We start from the raw sequence: 17295 nt of genomic DNA on the forward strand, positions 1-17295 counted from the left end.
GACATCCTATAACAATATTGCGAAATTCAGCATTAGCTATTGCTTATTACTAGGGAAACCTCTGTGGCATTTATGCTGAAACCTGCTCTTGACAGTGCGATACGATTCTTATCCGATTGATTTTTATGACTATTTTATTTCTTTCATTTTCTTTTCGCAAACATACCGCACCGCTCCTGACGTGCTGCCGTCCTCGGACAACAAGCGGACACTCCGGCATTGAGCAGACGAAGCATGGGATGTACGACCAACTCCATGGAGTTGCCCCCGTAACTCAGGACACGGCACCCACTTAGGTTGCTGAATCCGTCGAACGTCGAAACTCGCGAGGCGAGCGGTACTTCAACGCGCTATGGGGATGCTTTTCGTTGTAGTGCTCGAATGCGATGGCCAGATTCCTGGCCGCGGTCGCTGCGTCCGGCTTCGGCATGATAGCGACGTAATCGCGCTTCATGGTCTTCACGAAGCTTTCCGCCATGCCGTTGCTCTGCGGGCTGCACACCGGCGTGGTCAACGGCTTCAGGCCGAGCAGCGCCGCAAACTGACGCGTCTCCTCGGCCGTATAGCCCGAGCCGTTGTCGCTCAGCCACTCGATTTCGGACTCGGTATGCAGCACATCCCCAAACCGGCTTTCCACCGCAGCCAGCATCACGTCGCGCACGATGTCGCCGCTATGGCCGGCCGTCGTGGCCGCCCAGCTCATCGCTTCGCGGTCGCAGCAGTCGAGTGCGAACGTCACGCGCAACGGCTCGCCGTTGTCGCAGCGAAACTCGAAGCCGTCGGAACACCACCGTTGATTGCTGCGCTCCACCGCAACCTTGCCATCGTGACGGCGCTGCGGCCGAACCGGTGTCGCTCTGCGTTGCATCAGCAGGCCATGCATGCGCATTACGCGGTAAATGCGCTTGGCGTTCAGCGGTGCCTGTCCCGCTGCAATGCGCTCGCGGCGCAACGCTCCCCATACGCGTCGATAGCCGTAGCTGGGCAGCTCGCTGATCACCCGCTGAATGGCTTCGACGACTGGTGCATCGTGGGTCGCTCTGGACTGCCGTGCGTCGCGCCAAGTCGCCTCGCGTGACCTGCGTGCCGATACGTTCGAGCGCGACACGCCGAGGACTTCGCAGACCAGTTTCACTGGCTGTCCTCCGGCAACGATGGCGAGTGCGCTATCCATTTTTTTGCCCGGCCGTATTCGACAGCCTCGCGAAGAATCTCGTTCTCCATCGTCTTCTTGCCGAGCATGCGCTGCAGCTCGCGAATCTGTTTGAGCGCGTCGGCCAGCTCCGAGGCCGGAACCACTTCCTCGCCAGCCTTGACCGCCGACAGGCTTCCATCCTGGTAAAGCTTGCGCCAGTGAAAGAGCTGGTTCGGATTCACGCCGTGCTGGCGCGCTACCATCGAAACCGATTTCCCCGGCTCGAAACTCTCGCGAACCATCGCCAGCTTTTGCTCTGCCGTCCAGCGCCGCCGACGCTCCGGGCCCGTCAACACGTCCATCACTTCCTGCCTGGTGTGAGTCAAAAACACGGTCTTATGCCTACCCGTTATTGTAAGTGGGTGACTGTGTCCGGTGTTTCAGGGGGCTGCTCCACTCCAGACCAGCCGAGCATTCACCGGATTGACAAGGGGACCGATGCAGGTCCTGGAATCACTGGACGCGGACGGCGCCCGCTCCTTACGCTGCGCTTGACGAAATTACGCCATTCTTACGACAGAATGCCGTCGGGTCCGTCCCGGCGGCCGGCACGGGCCGGCCACGCCGCCGCGCCATCCGCGGCTCAGCGCTGGCCGGCCGTCTCCGCCATCAGCATGTCGAGAAACGCGACGGGCGCCGGGTCGAGCGGGTCCGGCGCGTCCCCGGCCGCAGAGGCCGCGTGCGTGACCACCAGCTCCCAACACAGCTGGGTCTGTTCGAGCCGCACGCAGGCGAGCATGTCGGGGCGGCGCACCACGATGTCCTCGGGCAGCAGCGCAACACCGAGCCCCTGGCGGACCAGTTCGAGCAGTGTGTCGAGATCGCCGATCTCGAAGGCCACGCGCCGCTGGAGCCCAGCCTCCGCGAAGCCACGGTCTACCAACCGGCGCGTGCCCTGCCCCGGCACGAAATCGACGAACGCCTGCTTCGTGAGCCGCGACAGCGGCACCTGCCCCGACGCGGCGAGCGGATGATCACGCCTGCAGGCGAGCACCATCTCGTCGCAGGCGATCACGTGCGATGCGAGCCGCTCGTTGCGCTCCTCGATCGGCAGGATCGCCAAATCGAGTTCACGCGCGTCGACCTTTTCGTTCAGCTCGGCCGCGCCGCCCTGCACGAGCCGCACCTCCACGCCCGGATGAGCGTGGTAGAAACGCGACAGCAGCGCCGGCAATTCGAGAAATTGCGGCAGGCTCTGCACCGTGCCGATCGACAGCTTGCCGCGCCGCACCGAGGTGATGTCGGCCACCTCCAGCCCTGCCCGATCGAGGATGTCGAGCGCGCGCCGCGCGCTGTCGAGAAACACCGCGCCGGCTGCCGACAGGCTCACGCGGCGTGTGGTGCGCACCAGCAGCCTCGCGCCGAGTTCCTCCTCCAGCAGGCGGATCGAGGTGGACAGCGCGGACTGCACGATGTGGCAGCGCTCGGCGGCCCGCGTGAAGTTCGCCTCCTCGGCGACGGCGACGAAATGGCGTAGTTGTCTCAGTTCCACTGCAATCCTCTGGTCATTCCTCGTGGCATGCCACGGCCTCGTCGTTGCCTTGCCCGCCCGGCTTGCGCGGCGCCGGTCTCATCTCCGACGCGACCGGGCACATCGCCGGGCAGGCCCGGCCAAGGGCCGTCACGGCCATCGGGTTCGGATCAGCGCAACTGCCGCCCCCGCCGCGTAGACAGCCAGCGCCCGCGCCTCGCGAGTCGGCAATGCCGGTGCAGCGTGCCAGCGCCCAGGTCCGCGGCTTTCGCGATCGCGCTCGGCGCGACGCCGAGGAGCGCTGCCTATGCGTCGCGCGATGCGCACGCCGTGCACGATCGGCCCCGCGCCCCGTCGCCAGGCGAGATGTTACGCCGTGACGGCGCGGCGGGCGCCGGCTCGATGCGAGGCGACCAATCCGGGGCAAGCGGCCGGCTGCAACGCGATGCTGCGCGTGGCCGAGCCCACGCTCGCGTAGCTCCCGCGTGACGAGTGACGATCAGGAGACGGCGCGTGGCGCTGATTACGGCGCGCACGGCCGGCTGGCGGGCCGCAGCCGGCGCGCTTACAGGCCGCGGCAGGGCGCAGCCGGTGGATTCGCGAGATCGCCGCACCGCTGCGCGAGCCGCGTGCCGGCGCACGTCACGCGGCCGGGCCCGGCCACGCACCTGCCGGGCTCGTGAATCCGCGCGTGACCGCGCCGGTGCCGCGCATGAGCAGGCATGTCGCTGCGTCGAGCGAGAAGGCGATGCGCCTGCCCGGCTGGCGGCACCGGCCGCGAATCGAGCGCAGCGCCCGCGCAGACGCTAAAATCCGCCGCCAGAGGCATTCCCACGGCGAGCACACGTTTTGACTGATTTCGAGCAGGGTTTCATCCTGACCCGTCACTGGCGGGATACCGCAGCCGGCGTCGAAATCGAATTCTGGCTCGCGACCGACGCAGGCGCGCGCCGCGTGCGCCTGCGCCCGCAGGAATCGGTCGCGTTCGTGCCGGCCACGCAGCGCGAGGCCGCCGAGCGCGCGCTGGCGGGCGAGACCGGCGTCGAGCTGCGCCCGCTCGCGCTGCGCGATTTCCGCCGGCGCCCCGTGGTCGGCCTCTATTGCCGCCGCCACCGTCATCTCTCGGCCCTGCACAAGCGCCTTGCGCAGGCCGGCGTCGACGTCTACGAAGCCGACGTGAGCCCGCCCGACCGCTACACGATGGAGCGCTTCATCACCGCGCCGGTGCGCTTTCGCGGCCGGCCGGTGAGCGCGGGCCTGCTGACCGACGGCGAACTCAAACCCGACGAGGCCTACCGCCCCGCGCTGCGCTGCGTCTCGCTCGACATCGAGACGAGCGCGCGCGGCGAACTCTATTCGATCGCGCTGGAAGGCTGCGGCCGGCGCGACGTCTACATGCTCGGCCCGGCCAACGGCGGCGCGCCCGACCCCAGCCTCACGCTGGTCTACTGCGAAAGCCGCGCCGAGCTGCTCGCGCAGCTCAACGACTGGTTTACGCGCCACGACCCCGACGTGCTGATCGGCTGGAACCTGATCCAGTTCGACCTGCGCGTGCTGCACGCGCATTCGCAGCAGTTCGGCGTGCCGCTTCGGCTCGGCCGCGACGGCAGCGTGCTCGACTGGCGCGCGCACGGCGCGCAGCCCGACCACTTCTTCGCCGGCGCGGCCGGGCGGCTCGTGATCGATGGCATCGACGCGCTGAAGTCGGCCACCTGGAGCTTCCCGTCGTTCAGCCTCGAGTACGTGGCGCAAACGCTGCTCGGCGAGGGCAAGGCGGTCGACAATCCTTACCAGCGCATGGACGAGATCCAGCGCCGCTTCGATCACGACAAGCCTGCACTCGCGCATTACAACCTGAAGGACTGCGAACTCGTCACGCGCATCTTCGCGAAGGCGGACCTGCTGTCGTTCATGCTCGAACGTGCGACCGTCACCGGGCTGGCGGCCGATCGCACCGGCGGCTCGGTGGCCGCCTTCACGCATCTCTATCTGCCGCGCATGCACCGGCTCGGCTACGTCGCGCCCAACCTCGGCGACGTGACGGGACAGAACAGCCCCGGCGGCTTCGTGATGGATTCGCGTCCAGGGCTCTACGATTCGGTGCTGGTGCTCGACTACAAGAGCCTCTATCCCTCGATCATCCGCACCTTCCTGATCGACCCGGCCGGGCTCGTCGAGGGCCTCGACCGTCCCGACGACGCCCATTCGGTCCCCGGCTTCCTCGGCGCGCGCTTCTCACGCACGCAGCACTGCCTGCCCGACATCGTGCGGCGCGTCTGGGAAAGCCGTGAACTCGCCAAGCGCCAGCGCAACGCACCGCTCTCGCAGGCGCTGAAAATCATCATGAACGCGTTCTACGGCGTGCTCGGCTCGTCGGGCTGCCGCTTCTTCGATCCGCGCCTGGCTTCGTCGATCACCATGCGCGGCCACGAGATCATGCACCGCACGCGCGAGCTGATCGAGCAGCTCGGCCACGAAGTGATCTACGGCGACACCGATTCGACCTTCGTCTGGCTGCGCGAGCCGCATCGCGACGAGGACGCGGCCGCCAAGGGCCGCGCGATCGTCGAGCATGTGAACGGCTGGTGGCGCACGCACCTGCGCGAGCACTTCGGCCTCGAGAGCGCGCTCGAGCTGCAGTACGAGCGGCACTACCTGCGCTTCCTGATGCCGACCGTGCGCGGCGCCGAGGAAGGCAGCAAGAAGCGCTACGCCGGCCTCGCGCGCGCGGCCGACGGCAGCGACGACGTGGTGTTCAAGGGCCTGGAGACGGTGCGCACCGACTGGACGCCGCTCGCGCAGCAGTTTCAGCGCGAACTCTATACCCGCGTGTTCCGCCGCGAACCCTATGGCGACTTCATCCGCGACACGGTGCGCAAGACGCTGGCCGGCGAACTCGACGCGCTGCTGGTGTACCGCAAGCGCGTGCGCCGGCCGCTCAGCGAATACCAGCGCAACGTGCCGCCGCATGTGCGAGCGGCACGCACGGCCGACGCCTTCAACCGCGAGCGGGGCCGCCCGCAGCAGTACCAGCGCGGCGGCTGGATCAGCTACGTGATGACCACGGCCGGCCCCGAGCCGCTGGAAACGATGCGCTCGCCGATCGACTATGCGTTCTACCTGAGCCGCCAGCTGCAGCCGGTGGCCGATGCGATCCTGCCGTTCCTGAAGGACGATTTCGAATCGGTGGTGTCGGGGCAGGGCCGGCTGTTTCCGGCCTGAGCGCGGCGCCGTCGGCATCTGCTTCACGACCACGCACCAGCACGCCGAGGTGGGACGCGTTCGGAGCCGGCGCGGCGCGCAAGGCCGCTCGCGGCGACGCGGGCACGTTCGCGGGGGTGTTACTTACGCGCCGCCCTTTCGCCCTGAGCTTGCGCATGCAGGCATGGTGAGGCGAGGTGATCGAAACTTGCCGGTCGCGTCGGGGCAGTATCGAAATTCGTGCGGAAGCGCTAGAAACCCGCGCGCGGCAAGCCAGGGCCGGTGAGGCGAAAAAGCGGCGGGGCGCCGCCACGACGTGGGCCGCGCCCCCGGCCTTAGGGATGACGGCGGGAGGCGCTAAGAGGCCAGTTCAAAAACCCTGCTCAGCTCGTCTGAAGATGTTCCAACAGATGATCGAGCAGCCAAGTTTGAGGAATGCTTCGTGAATGTAGGCACGTCGCTCGAAGCGAGTGCGTAGGCGCCGGAAATTGTGGAGCCAGGAATGCGTACGTTCGACTACCCAACGATACTTGCCCAGACCACTGCCATGCTCGGTCCGGCGCTTGGCGATCACGGGCTTGATACCGCGTTCGCGCAACGCGCGACGATGTCGGGTGGAATCGTAGCCACGATCGGCGTAGACGACGCCGGGCTTCTGAAGCGGTCGGCCACGAACGCCGCGAATGGGTGGAATCGCATCAACGAGCGGCAGCAACTGCGTGACGTCGTTGGTGTTCGCGCCAGTCAGGATCGCAACGAGAGGAACGCCGTTGGCGTCTACGAGGACGTGGTGCTTGGAACCGGGTCGCGCGCGATCGGTGGGGTTCGGGCCAGTTTTTCGCCCGCCCCAACGGCGCGCACGGACGACGAATCGACCGCAGCGTATGACAGATCGATTTGGCCGGCCGCACGCAACTTGTCGAGTAGCAACTCGTGCAGTTGGTCCCATACACCAGCCTTTTGCCAGTCGCTCAATCGCCGCCAGCATGTGGCGCCCGAGCCAAAGCCCAGACGAGTCGGCAAGTGGTTCCAACGAATTCCCGTTTTGAACACGAACAGGATGCCGTTGAGAGCCGCACGGTCGGACACGCGCGGGCGACCAGGATCGCTCTTCGCTCGAAGCTTCGCAGGTGGCAGCAATGGTTCGATCAGTATCCACAGTTCGTCGTCAATGATTGGCGCTTCCATCCTTGGACTTCCGTTGTTCTGATGCCCAAGGTTAACAGCTTGCCGAGGAAGTAAACAGCCCCTCTCGGGAGTTTTTGAACTGGCCTCTAAGGGCTCGAGACCGGCGTAACGGCTCGGCGCCGCGCTGAGCAGCGGCCCCGGATGAAAGCCCCGATTCGTTTCGCGCGAACAACGCCGCATCGCGCCGCGCCGCAGCCTGCGGCTTCGCATGCAGCCCCTTTCGTGCTCGTCGCCCTCGCCCGGCAAGGCGCAAGCCATCCAGCATCCATCTCGAAGGCCGACGCCGACACGCGGTGCGCTCAGCGTACCGAGAAACGCAGCACGGTTTCCTCGCGCAGCGTGTCGCCGGGCTTGAGCACCGTGGTCGGGAACGCCGGATGGTTAGGCGAATCGGGGAAGTGCTCGGCCTCGAGCGCGAACGCGTCGGTCTGCCGGTAGGTATGGCCGCTCGCACCCACCACGCCGCCGTCGAGCGAATTCGCCGAGTAGAACTGCAGGCCCGGCTGCGTGGTGTCGACGGTCAGCACGCGCCCGCTGTGCGGGTCGCGCACGCTGGCCGCAAAGGCCGGCACGCGCTGGCCGCCGTGGTCGAGCACCCAGTTGTGGTCGTAGCCGCGCGCGTAGACCATCTGCTCGAAGTTCGAGCGCAAATACTTGCCGATCGGCGTGAGCCGGCGCAGGTCGAGCGGCGTTCCCTCCACGGGTGCCAGCTCGCCGGTGGGAATCGAGGTGCGATCGGTGGGCGTGTAGCGCGAGGCGGCAATCCGGATCTCCTGCTGCTCCACGCTGCCGCTGCCCTCGCCGGCCAGATTGAAATAGGTGTGGTTGGTCAGATTGACCACGGTGTCCCGGTCGGTGGTGGCCTCGTAGCGGATGTGCAGCGCGTTGTCGTCGGTCAGCAGGTAGGTGACGTGCGTCGTCAGCGTGCCGGGAAAGCCGTTCTCGCCGTCGGGGCTCACGTAGGTGAGCTCCACGCCGGCGCCGTCCTTGCCGCTCACGGGCTTTGCGCGCCAGACCTTCGAGTCGAAGCTGCCGGGTCCGCCATGCAGCGTGTTCGGCGCGTTGTTGATCGGCAACTGGTAGGTCTTGCCGTCGAGTTCGAACTTGCCGCCTGCGATGCGGTTCGCGTAGCGGCCGATCAGGGCGCCGAAATGGATGTTGCCGTTGTAGGCCTCGTAGTCCTTCAGTGACGCGAAGCCGAGCACGATGTTGGCAAACCGGCCGCGACGGTCGGGCACCTCGATGGCGGTGATGCAGCCGCCGTAGTCGATCAGCCTGACGGTGGTGCCGCGCGCGTTCTTCAGCGTGTACTCGGTCACCGGCTTGCCGTCGCTGGTCGTGCCGTAGGGCGCCTCGGACAGCGTTGCCGCCCACACTGACGACGCCGCCAGCCAGCCCGAAGCGGCGAGCGCGCGGGCGGCCAGCTTCAGACCGGGAAGAAGACCGCGGCGGGCGGGACAGGCTGCGCGGCGAGAAGCCGGGCGGCACATGGGCAGGGAAAGCGCTCTCATCGGATACCGGTTCCTTTCTGGCGAGGCGGGGAGGGCCGCTGGCCGGCGCGGCATGGCACTGCCACACCGGCCGGGCGGGACGCGTTCTGGCATGCGGCAAGGCCGATCTGTCGATTCTAATCATCCGGGGCCTGCGTCGTGGCACCGGCGGGCGCCGGGCCCTTCGGCCACGGCGCAGGCCATGCCGCCGGCGGACGCTGCGGCCGAGGCCGGGCCGGGGCGCGCCGGGGCGCCGCGGTGGCAAGCTCGCCGGAATTGCCGCAGACTGTCGGGCCGGCCAGCGCCCGCCTGTCCGCTGCCCGCCGCCGCGACACATGGCACTATCGTGACGCAATTCCGGTGCCCGCCGCGCCGCGCGCCGCGCGTCGCCGCTACCGCTCATGCCTCGCCTCAGGATCACGAACCCGGCGCACCGCGCCACGACGGACCACCAAGGACATCGACATGCCCCGCACTCCCGCCGAAAAACGCGCCGCCTTCCGCCAGCTCCACGAAAGCGGCTGCTTCCTGCTGCCCAACCCGTGGGACGTCGGCAGCGCGCGCTACCTCGCCTCGCTCGGCTTCCAGGCGCTCGCCACCACCAGTTCGGGTTACGCGTGGTCCACCGGCCACGCCGACAACACGGTGTCGCGCGCGGCCGTGCTCGCGCATCTGCGCGACATCGTCGGCGCCACGGATCTGCCCGTGAACGCCGATTTCGAGAACGGTTTCGGCGCGACCCCCGACGAGGTCGGCGAAAGCGTGCGGCTGGCGGTGGAGACCGGCATCGCCGGGCTCTCGATCGAGGACGCGACGGGCGACACGGCCACCCCGCTGTTCCCCATCGACGAGGCGGTGGCACGCATCGCCGCGGCGCGCCGCGCGATCGATGCCTCCGGCGGCGACACGCTGCTGGTGGGCCGCGCCGAGAACTTCGTGGTGGGCGTGCCCGATCTCGACGACGCGATCGCGCGGCTGCGCGCCTACGCGGCAGCCGGCGCCGACTGCCTCTACGCACCCGGCATCCGCACGCGCGGGCAGATCGAGGCGGTGGTGGCCGCGCTCGCGCCCAAGCCGGTCAACCTGCTGGTGGGCGCGCCGATCGAATTCTCGCTGGCCGAGATCGCCGGGTTCGGGGTGCGCCGCGTAAGCGTGGGCGGAGCGCTCGCGCGCGCGGCCTGGGACGGCTTCATGAACGCCACGCTGGGCTTGCTCGACGGCAGCTTCGCGCGGCTGCCGACGCTGTCGGGCAAGCAGATCGACGCGCAGTTCTGAACCGCGCGCCGTATCGTGCCGCGCGGCCGCCCGCTCGGCTGCACGAGAGCTTCCCGCAACCGCTCAACATCGGCGAGAGGGTACGCGCGGCGGGCAGGGAAATGCGGGCGCCGGCCGAACGAGCGTGGAAGCCGCACGACGGCCGTGGCGCACGTATAGCAAGCAGAGCCGCCCGCACGTCCGTTCGCGCCCGCGCCGGCACCGGAGCGTCGCCGGCGCGCCTTGCACGGCCTTCGCCCGTTTCCGCTACAGTGACATGCATGGCCCCGCACATGCGGCGCGGGCCGCCCTTTTTTTTCAGCCAGGGAGCGACGATGACTTCCAGCCAAGCCTATTCCGACGATGCCCCCACGCGCGCCGAGGTAGACGCGCTCGCCAGCGCCACCGTGATCGAGTTCGGCACCAACTGGTGCGGCGTCTGCAAGGGCGCGCAGCCCGCGATCCGCGAGGCATTCGCGGCCCATCCCGAGATCCGCCATCTGAAGATCGAGGACGGCCCCGGCCGGCCGCTCGGCCGCTCGTTCCGCGTCAAGCTGTGGCCCACGCTGGTGTTCCTGCGCGACGGCACGGAAGTGGCGCGCGTGGTGCGGCCCACCGAGGCCGCGCAGCTCGAGGCCGACGGCTTCGCCGCGCTGGCCTGAGGCGCACGCCGCTCATGAAACAGGCGATTCAGCACCTCGTCATCGAGACGCGCGGGCGCGGCCTCGTCGAATTCACCTCGCGCGTGCGCGCGTTCATCGACCAGCAATCGATACGCGACGGGCTGCTGACCGTGTTCTGCCGGCATACGTCGGCGTCGCTGCTGATCCAGGAGAACGCCGACGCGTCGGTGCAGCGCGATCTCGAACGCTACTTCGAGGAGATCGCGCCCGAGGACGCCGCCCGCTACGAGCACGACGCCGAAGGCGCGGACGACATGCCCGCGCATCTGCGCGCGGCTCTCACGCAGGTGCAACTGTCGATTCCGGTCGAGCACGGCCGCATGGTGCTTGGCACCTGGCAAGGCATCTACCTGTTCGAGCATCGCCGCGCCGCGCACCGGCGCGAGGTGGTGGTGCATCTGATCGGGTAGTGAGTGCGGCGCCAGTGCCGCCCACCGCCGCACAACGGCGGAACCGCGCCGCTCAGCCCTGCGGCGCGAAGTCGAGCAGCACCTTGCAGGCGTTCTTCGGGCTCTGTTCGGCCAGCTCCAGCGCGCGCCCCACCTCGCGGAAATCCACCTTGTGCGTGACGATCGACTCAGGCGTCACGAGCGCGCGCTCGAGCCAGCCGATCACGGTCGGGAACATCGCGCAGTTCAGGCGCGAGGCGGCCAGCGTCAGCTCCTTCTTGGTCAGCTCCTGCTGCGCGACCGACGACGGCGTGGACGAGAAGCCGAGCAGCCCGATGCGGCCCGCCGGCGCCGCGAGCCGCACCGCCTCCTCGAGGATCGACGGATGGCCGACCGCGTCGAAGATCAGCGTCGGGCCGCCCTCCACGCCGCGCTTTTCCAGCGCCTCGCCGATCGCTTCCTCGCCGGCGTTGATGGTTTCGTCTTCGGCCGCGCCGCAGCGGCGCGCCAGCGCGAGCCGCTCGTCGAGGCGGTCGGTGATGAAGGCGCGCACGCCGTACACGCGCTTGAGCACCTGCAGGATCGTCAGCCCGACGGTGCCGGCACCATAGACGAGCGCCACGTCGCCGGGCAGCACGCCGGTGCGTGCGGTCGCGTTGGCGGCCACCGCGAACGGCTCGACGACGGCCGCGCAGCTGTCGGCGATGCCCTCGGGAATCCGGTAGGCATTGGCAGCGGGCACGCAGACATACTCGCTGAAACCGCCGTCGCGATGCACGCCGAGCACCACCAGCTTGCGGCACACGTTGCGGCGGCCGATCCGGCAGGCCTGGCACCGGCCACAGCTGATCACGGGATCGACGGCCACCAGCTCGCCTAGGCGCGTGGCGTCCACGCCTTCGCCTAGCGCCTCGACGCGGCCCACGAACTCGTGGCCGATGATGCGCGGATATGAAACGAACGGGTTGTGCCCGCGATAGATGTGCAGGTCCGAGCCGCAAACGCCCGCGTAACGCACCCGCACGCGCACCTCGCCCGCAGCGGGCTGGGGCAGCGGCATTTCGCGCACGCTCAGGCTGTTCGGACGATCGACCACGACGCTCAGCATGTCAGGTTCCTCGGTGTTGAAGGCGTTGGAGATGGGGCGCGCGCGGCGGCGCTCACCAGTTCCACATTGCGCCGTCGCGCAGCCGCGCGACCGGCAGATAGGCGCGCTGGTAGGGATGCTTCGCGGCGAGCGCCTCGTCGATCTCCACGCCGAGCCCCGGCGCGTCGTCCATCACGAGGAAGCCCTGGTCGAAGCGGTAGCGGTGCGGAAACACCTCGTTGGTCAGCGCGTTGTGCGGCATCAGCTCCTGGATGCCGAAGTTCGGCGCCCATAGCCCGAAGTTCACGGCAGCCGCCATGCACACGGGCGACAGGTCGGTCGCGCCGTGAAAACCCGTGCGCACCTGGTACATCGCCGCGTAGTCGGCAATGCGCCGCGCATGCGTGATGCCGCCCGCATGCACGATGGTCGAGCGGATGTAGTCGATCAATTGCTCGCGGATCAGGTCCTTGCAGTCCCAGATCGAATTGAACACCTCGCCCACCGCCAGCGGTGTGGTGGTGTGGCTGCGGATCAGCCGGAAGCTTTCCTGGTTTTCGGCAGGCGTCGCGTCTTCGAGCCAGAACAGCCGGTACGGCTCGAGATCGCGGCCGAGCCGCCCCGCCTCGATCGGCGTGAGGCGGTGGTGCGCGTCGTGCAGCAGGTGCGGCCCGAAGCCCACCGCCTCGCGCACCTTGCGGAACAGCTCGGGCGTGTGGCGCAAGTAGAGCGCGGTGTCCCAGGGCTCCTCGGGCGGCAGGCCCTTTTGCGCCGGCTCGTATTCGCCGGCCACCTTGCCCACGCCGTAGACCTTGTCGAGCCCCGGCACGCCGGACTGCACGCGAATCGCCAGATAGCCCTCCTCGATATGCCGATGCACCGCGTCCACGGCTTCCTCGTGGTCGCGGCCGTTGGCATGGCCGTACACCATCAGGCCGTCGCGGCTCTTGCCGCCGAGCAGACGGTAGACGGGCATGCCGGCCAGCTTGCCGAGGATGTCCCACAGCGCCATGTCGATCGCCGCGATCGCCGTCATCGTCACCGGGCCGCGCCGCCAATAGGCGCCGCGATAGAGATACTGCCAGATGTCCTCGATGTTGCGCGGATCGCGCCCGACGAGACACGGGAACACGTGCTCCTCCAGGTACGCGCGCACCGCGAGTTCACGCCCGTTCAGCGTGGCGTCGCCGAGGCCGTGCACGCCCTCGTCCGTGACGATCTTCACCGTCACGAAGTTGCGGCCCGGACAGGTCACGATGGTCTGCAACCGTTCGATCTTCACTGTTTCCCTCCCTCTGCATGCAGCCCGGGGCGCGGCGGCCGGCGGGCGGTTCGTGTGGCGCCCGGGTCAGTCGGTGAAATGCGTGGGCACCCGCCCGCGCACCTCGGGCAGGTGCGAGCCGACGCGGTCGATGTGGCTGGCCACCGTGGCGCCCAGCAACGCGACGTTGCGCGACGCCAGTTGGGCGAGGATCAGCTCGTGCTCGTGCAGCGCGCGGCGCGCGTGATCGGCGACGCGGTCGAGCAGCAGCCAGCGCACGCGGTCGAATTGCCGCTTCATCGGCTGAAGCATCTCCCACACGTGGCCACGGCCCGCGAACTCGAACAGCCGCCGGTGCATGCGCTCGTCGAGATCGAAGAAGCGCTCCACGTCGCCGGCCTCCACGGCCTCGCGCTGCGCCGCGACGATCGCGCCGAATTCGGTCAGCTGTGCCGGCGTGATGGTCTGCGCGAGCTGCACGTGGTTGGCGCATTCGAGCGTGCTGCGCGCGAAGCGCCCTTCCTCCAGCTGCGAGACCGAGATCGGCGCGACCATCGTGCCGACCTTGCGGATGATGTTCACCAGATGCTCGTCGGCCAGCTGCGCGAGCGCCTCGCGCACCGGCGTGCGGCTGACCTCGAACGCTTCGGCGATGGCCGCCTCGGAGAGGCTCGTATGCGGCGGCAACGCGCCGCGCACGATCGCGTCGCGCAAAAAACGGTGAACCTGGGGGCGGTAGGGCTGGTCGGCGTTCGCCTCGAAGCCGCGCAGGGCTGCGAGCGCGATGTTTTCCTGCAGCGAGGGGGCCATGTCGGTCATAACGGATGGGCGTGCGATGATATGTACCATGGTAGCACTGCGATGATACGGGCAATTCCTAGCGTTTACACCGATAAAATCGGCGATACATGACGCCTATGCTTGGCTCATCACCAAATCTACCATGGTAAATGCCAGTCCCACGATGGCGAAACTCCTGAGCACCGCTGCGCTGTCGGCGCTGGCCCCGACCACACGACGGCCAACCTATGCGCGCGACCGGCTGCGCCGCGGCATCGTCCATCTCGGGCTCGGCGCGTTCCATCGCGCGCATCAGGCGCTCTACACGGAGGCGCTGCTCGAGCGCGGCGACGCACGCTGGGGCACGCTCGGCATCCATCTGCGCGAGCGCCGCATGGCCGACCGGCTCGCCGCGCAGGACACGCTTTACTCGGTGACCGAAAGCGACGGCGAGGCCGCGCACAGTCGCGTGATCGGCGGCCTGCTCGGCGCGCTGCATGCGCCCTCGGCGCTGTCCAGCGTGCTCGACGCGATCGCCGATCCCGGCGTCGCGATCATCAGCCTGACCGTAACCGAAAAGGGCTACTGCATCGCGCCCGCCAGCGGCCAACTCGACGAGCACGATCCCGACCTCCGGCGCGACATGCTCGCGCCCGACGCGCCGCGCACCACGCTCGGCGTACTCGCCGCAGGCCTGCGCCGCCGCGCCGCCGCCGCGCCGCTGACGATCCTCTGTTGCGACAACATGACCGCCAACGGCGATACGCTGCGCCGGCTGCTGATGCAGTACGCAGGGCTCACCGACGCCGCGCTCGCGCGCCGGATCGGCGACACCATCGCGTTTCCGAACACCATGGTGGACCGCATCGTGCCGGCCGCGACGCCGGCCTCGCTCGCCGCGGCCGAGGCACGCCTGGGGCTGCGCGACGAGGCCGCGATCGTCTGCGAACCGTTTACGCAATGGGTCGTCGAGGACCGCTTCAGCGGTCCTCGGCCGGCCTGGGAGGACGCGGGCGCGCTGCTCACCGCGGACGTCCATCCCTACGAGGCGATGAAGCTGCGGCTGCTCAACGGCTCGCATTCGGCGATCGCCTATCTCGGGCAGCTGCGCGGGCTCGCCACCGTGGCCGACGCGATGGCCGACCCGGCGCTGGCCGGCTTCGTGCATGGCCTGATGACCGAGGATCTGCTCGCCACGGTGGCCGTACCGGCCGGCTTCGACATCGGTGCCTATTGCCGCGACCTGCTCGCCCGCTTTCGCAATCCCACGCTCGCGCACGAGACGCGCCAGATCGCCACCGACGGCACCCGGAAGGTGCCCATGCGCTGGCTGCCGGCCCTGCGCGAGAGCCTGGCCGCCGGCGTCGAGCGGCCACGGCTCGAACGCGCGCTGGCCGCCTGGCTGCATTTCCTGGATACGGCGCGCAGCGACGCGGGCGAGCCGCTCGTGCTCGGCGATCCCGGTGCGGAGGCGCTGGCGGCCCGCCTGCAGTCGAGCGCCGCGCCGCTCGACAAGGCGCGGGCCGCGCTCGGCCACGCCAGCGTGTTCGGCAGCGTGCCATGGCCGGAGGCGTTCGTCACGCGGCTCGCGGGGCATCTCGACACGCTGCGCCGCGCCGGCACCGGCGCGCTGCTCGCCGTGCCCGGCCACCGCTGAGCGCCGCGGCACCGTTTACCGCGGCGCCCGGCCCGCGGGCCGGCGCCGCCTGCCCCGGCACGCGCGACACCGGGGACGGCCCGCCGGCCGGACGCGCGACCACGCATCAGGAGACAAGGCATGAAGCAACGCACCATGGGCTGGATAACGGTGTTCCTGTTATTCCTCGTCTACGGCATCAACTACCTGGACCGCGTGGCGCTGTCGCTCACCGCGCCGATGATCCAGCAGGACCTCGGCATCGATGCGGCGCAGATGGGCATCGTGTTCAGCAGCTTCTTCGTCGGCTACGCGCTGTTCAACTTCGTGGGCGGGCTGGCCAGCGACCGGCTCGGGCCAAAGCTCGTCTACGTGCTGGCCGTCGCGCTCTGGTCGCTGTTCTGCGGACTGACGGCCGTGACTATCGGCTTCGCGAGCCTGCTGCTGGTACGCGTGCTGTTCGGCATGGCCGAGGGGCCGCTCTGCGCCGGCGCCAACAAAATGGTCAACAACTGGATGCCGCGCGAGCGCGCCGCCACCGCGATGGGGCTGTTGAGCGCCGGCTCGCCGCTCGGCGGCGCGCTGGCCGGCCCGGTGGTGGGCCTGCTCGCGGCCAGCTTCGGCTGGCGGCCGGCGTTCTGGATCATCTGCGCGATCGGGCTCGTGTGGGTGGTGGTATGGATCGCCCTGACCGCCGACGAACCGGCCAGCAGCCGGCTCGTGGCGGCTGCAGAGGCGCAGCCGGCGGGCGCCGGCGTCGCCCGCGCCGCGCACGCGGCGTTCGGCGCAGAGGCCGCGCAGCTGTCGCTGTGGGCCTGGGTCCGCCAGCCGCTCATCATCGCGGCCGCGTTCGCATTCTTCAGCTACAACTACGTGCTGTTCTTCTTCCTGAGCTGGTTCCCGAGCTACCTCGTGCAGGCCCATCACCTGAACCTGAAGGAGATGAGCCTCGCCACCGTGGTGCCCTGGCTGGTGGGCACGGTCGGGCTTGCCGCGGGCGGCGCGATCTCCGATGCGATCTTCCGCTGGACCGGCAGGCTCATGCTGTCGCGCAAGATCGTGCTGGTGGTGGCGCTGGTCGGCACCGGGCTCTGCGTCGGGGTGGCCGGCATCGTGCATACGGCAGCGAGCGCGGTGGCGCTGATGTCGGTGGCGCTGTTCCTGCTTTACGTGACGGGCGCGCTGTACTGGGCCGTGGTGCAGGACGTCGTGCACCCGGCGAAGGTAGGCGGCGTGAGCGGCTGCCTGCATTGCCTGGGCAGCCTCTCCGGCGTGATCGGGCCGGCCGTGACCGGCCTGCTGGTGCAGCGCAGCGGCTCGTTCGCCACGGCGTTCCTGCTGGCGGGCGGCGTGGCGCTGGCGGGCGCGGTGCTGTCGGGGATCTTCATTCGCGAGCCGCGCGCACGCGACGCGATTCACGGAAGGCTGCTGCGCGAGCATGCCGGGCATTGAGCAAAAGGCGCGCGACGGCAAGGCAGGGCTTTGGAGCAGGCGCTCACCGAGCACTACGGCGAAAATCGCAGGATGGCGATCTCGCCTGGGCAAGCGATCGCCTCCCCGATGCCACGATTTCGAGGCAAGACGTCGAGGAAAATCGCGAAAGCCACCATCCGGCTTTCGTTGATTCGCGCTACGGCGGCAGCCTCCCATGCGCAAACCG

13 protein-coding genes are annotated in these 17295 nt (G+C 68.8%); 6 read left to right on the forward strand and 7 right to left on the reverse strand.

Translation table 11 applies throughout. The features are described from left to right. Positions 1-292: 292 nt before the first annotated feature. Positions 293-1497 (reverse strand): IS3-like element IS1417 family transposase gene (locus KS03_RS02065; RefSeq protein ID WP_085962358.1). Its coding sequence is split into 2 segments (ribosomal slippage): positions 293-1182 and positions 1182-1497, totalling 1206 coding nucleotides; the frame shifts between segments, so codons are not numbered across the junction. 281 nt (positions 1498-1778) lie between these two features. Next, positions 1779-2687, reverse strand: coding sequence for a LysR family transcriptional regulator (locus tag KS03_RS02075; protein ID WP_012733071.1), 909 nt, complete (start codon positions 2685-2687; stop codon positions 1779-1781). Positions 2688-3515: 828 nt separating this feature from the next. Here KS03_RS02075 and KS03_RS02080 point away from each other — a divergent pair. Further along, on the forward strand, positions 3516-5888 hold the full coding sequence (locus KS03_RS02080) for a DNA polymerase II (protein ID WP_012733070.1): 2373 nt from the start codon (positions 3516-3518) through the stop codon (positions 5886-5888). A 349-nt stretch (positions 5889-6237) separates the two neighbouring features. Here the strand turns inward: KS03_RS02080 and KS03_RS29360 are convergent. Both KS03_RS29360 and KS03_RS02085 read right to left on the reverse strand, forming a co-directional pair. Continuing rightward, a protein-coding gene (locus KS03_RS29360) for an IS5-like element ISBugl2 family transposase (RefSeq protein ID WP_085962356.1) occupies positions 6238-7055 on the reverse strand; the annotation gives its coding sequence in 2 pieces (ribosomal slippage) (positions 6238-6707 and positions 6707-7055; 819 coding nt in all). Positions 7056-7354: 299 nt separating this feature from the next. Beyond that, positions 7355-8566 carry an aldose epimerase family protein gene (locus KS03_RS02085; protein WP_012733069.1) on the reverse strand — a complete coding sequence of 404 codons (1212 nt, stop codon included), beginning with the start codon at positions 8564-8566 and terminating at the stop codon, positions 7355-7357. Between the two features lie 444 nt (positions 8567-9010). Between KS03_RS02085 and KS03_RS02090 the strand changes: the two genes are divergently transcribed. The 3 genes from KS03_RS02090 to KS03_RS02100 all read left to right on the forward strand — a co-directional run bounded on the left by KS03_RS02090 (position 9011) and on the right by KS03_RS02100 (position 10892). Then, complete coding sequence (locus KS03_RS02090) at positions 9011-9820, forward strand: isocitrate lyase/PEP mutase family protein (RefSeq protein WP_012733068.1); 810 nt, start codon at positions 9011-9013, stop codon at positions 9818-9820. A gap of 314 nt (positions 9821-10134) precedes the next feature. Beyond that, complete coding sequence (locus KS03_RS02095) at positions 10135-10461, forward strand: thioredoxin family protein (RefSeq protein ID WP_012733067.1); 327 nt, start codon at positions 10135-10137, stop codon at positions 10459-10461. Positions 10462-10475: 14 nt separating this feature from the next. Next, positions 10476-10892, forward strand: a complete 417-nt coding sequence (locus tag KS03_RS02100) for a secondary thiamine-phosphate synthase enzyme YjbQ (RefSeq protein WP_012733066.1) — start codon at positions 10476-10478, stop codon at positions 10890-10892. Between the two features lie 52 nt (positions 10893-10944). On the opposite strand, the gene KS03_RS02105 is transcribed toward KS03_RS02100, so the two are convergent. The 3 genes from KS03_RS02105 to KS03_RS02115 all read right to left on the reverse strand — a co-directional run bounded on the left by KS03_RS02105 (position 10945) and on the right by KS03_RS02115 (position 14038). After that, positions 10945-11979, reverse strand: coding sequence for a Zn-dependent oxidoreductase (locus KS03_RS02105; protein ID WP_012733065.1), 1035 nt, complete (start codon positions 11977-11979; stop codon positions 10945-10947). Positions 11980-12031: 52 nt separating this feature from the next. Then, on the reverse strand, positions 12032-13240 hold the full coding sequence (gene manD / locus KS03_RS02110) for a D-mannonate dehydratase ManD (protein WP_012733064.1): 1209 nt from the start codon (positions 13238-13240) through the stop codon (positions 12032-12034). Between the two features lie 66 nt (positions 13241-13306). After that, positions 13307-14038 carry a GntR family transcriptional regulator gene (locus KS03_RS02115; RefSeq protein ID WP_012733063.1) on the reverse strand — a complete coding sequence of 244 codons (732 nt, stop codon included), beginning with the start codon at positions 14036-14038 and terminating at the stop codon, positions 13307-13309. Positions 14039-14183: 145 nt separating this feature from the next. Between KS03_RS02115 and KS03_RS02120 the strand changes: the two genes are divergently transcribed. Together KS03_RS02120 and KS03_RS02125 are read left to right on the forward strand one after the other, a co-directional pair. Further along, entirely contained in the window at positions 14184-15656 is a 1473-nt protein-coding gene (locus KS03_RS02120; RefSeq protein ID WP_012733062.1) for a mannitol dehydrogenase family protein, read from the forward strand. 120 nt (positions 15657-15776) lie between these two features. Then, a complete protein-coding gene (locus tag KS03_RS02125; RefSeq protein ID WP_012733061.1) occupies positions 15777-17087 on the forward strand; it encodes an MFS transporter in 1311 nt (436 codons plus the stop codon). Positions 17088-17295 lie beyond the last annotated feature (208 nt).

Source organism: Burkholderia glumae LMG 2196 = ATCC 33617, from assembly GCF_000960995.1.
In the GTDB taxonomy this organism is placed as follows: Bacteria; Pseudomonadota; Gammaproteobacteria; order Burkholderiales; family Burkholderiaceae; genus Burkholderia; species Burkholderia glumae.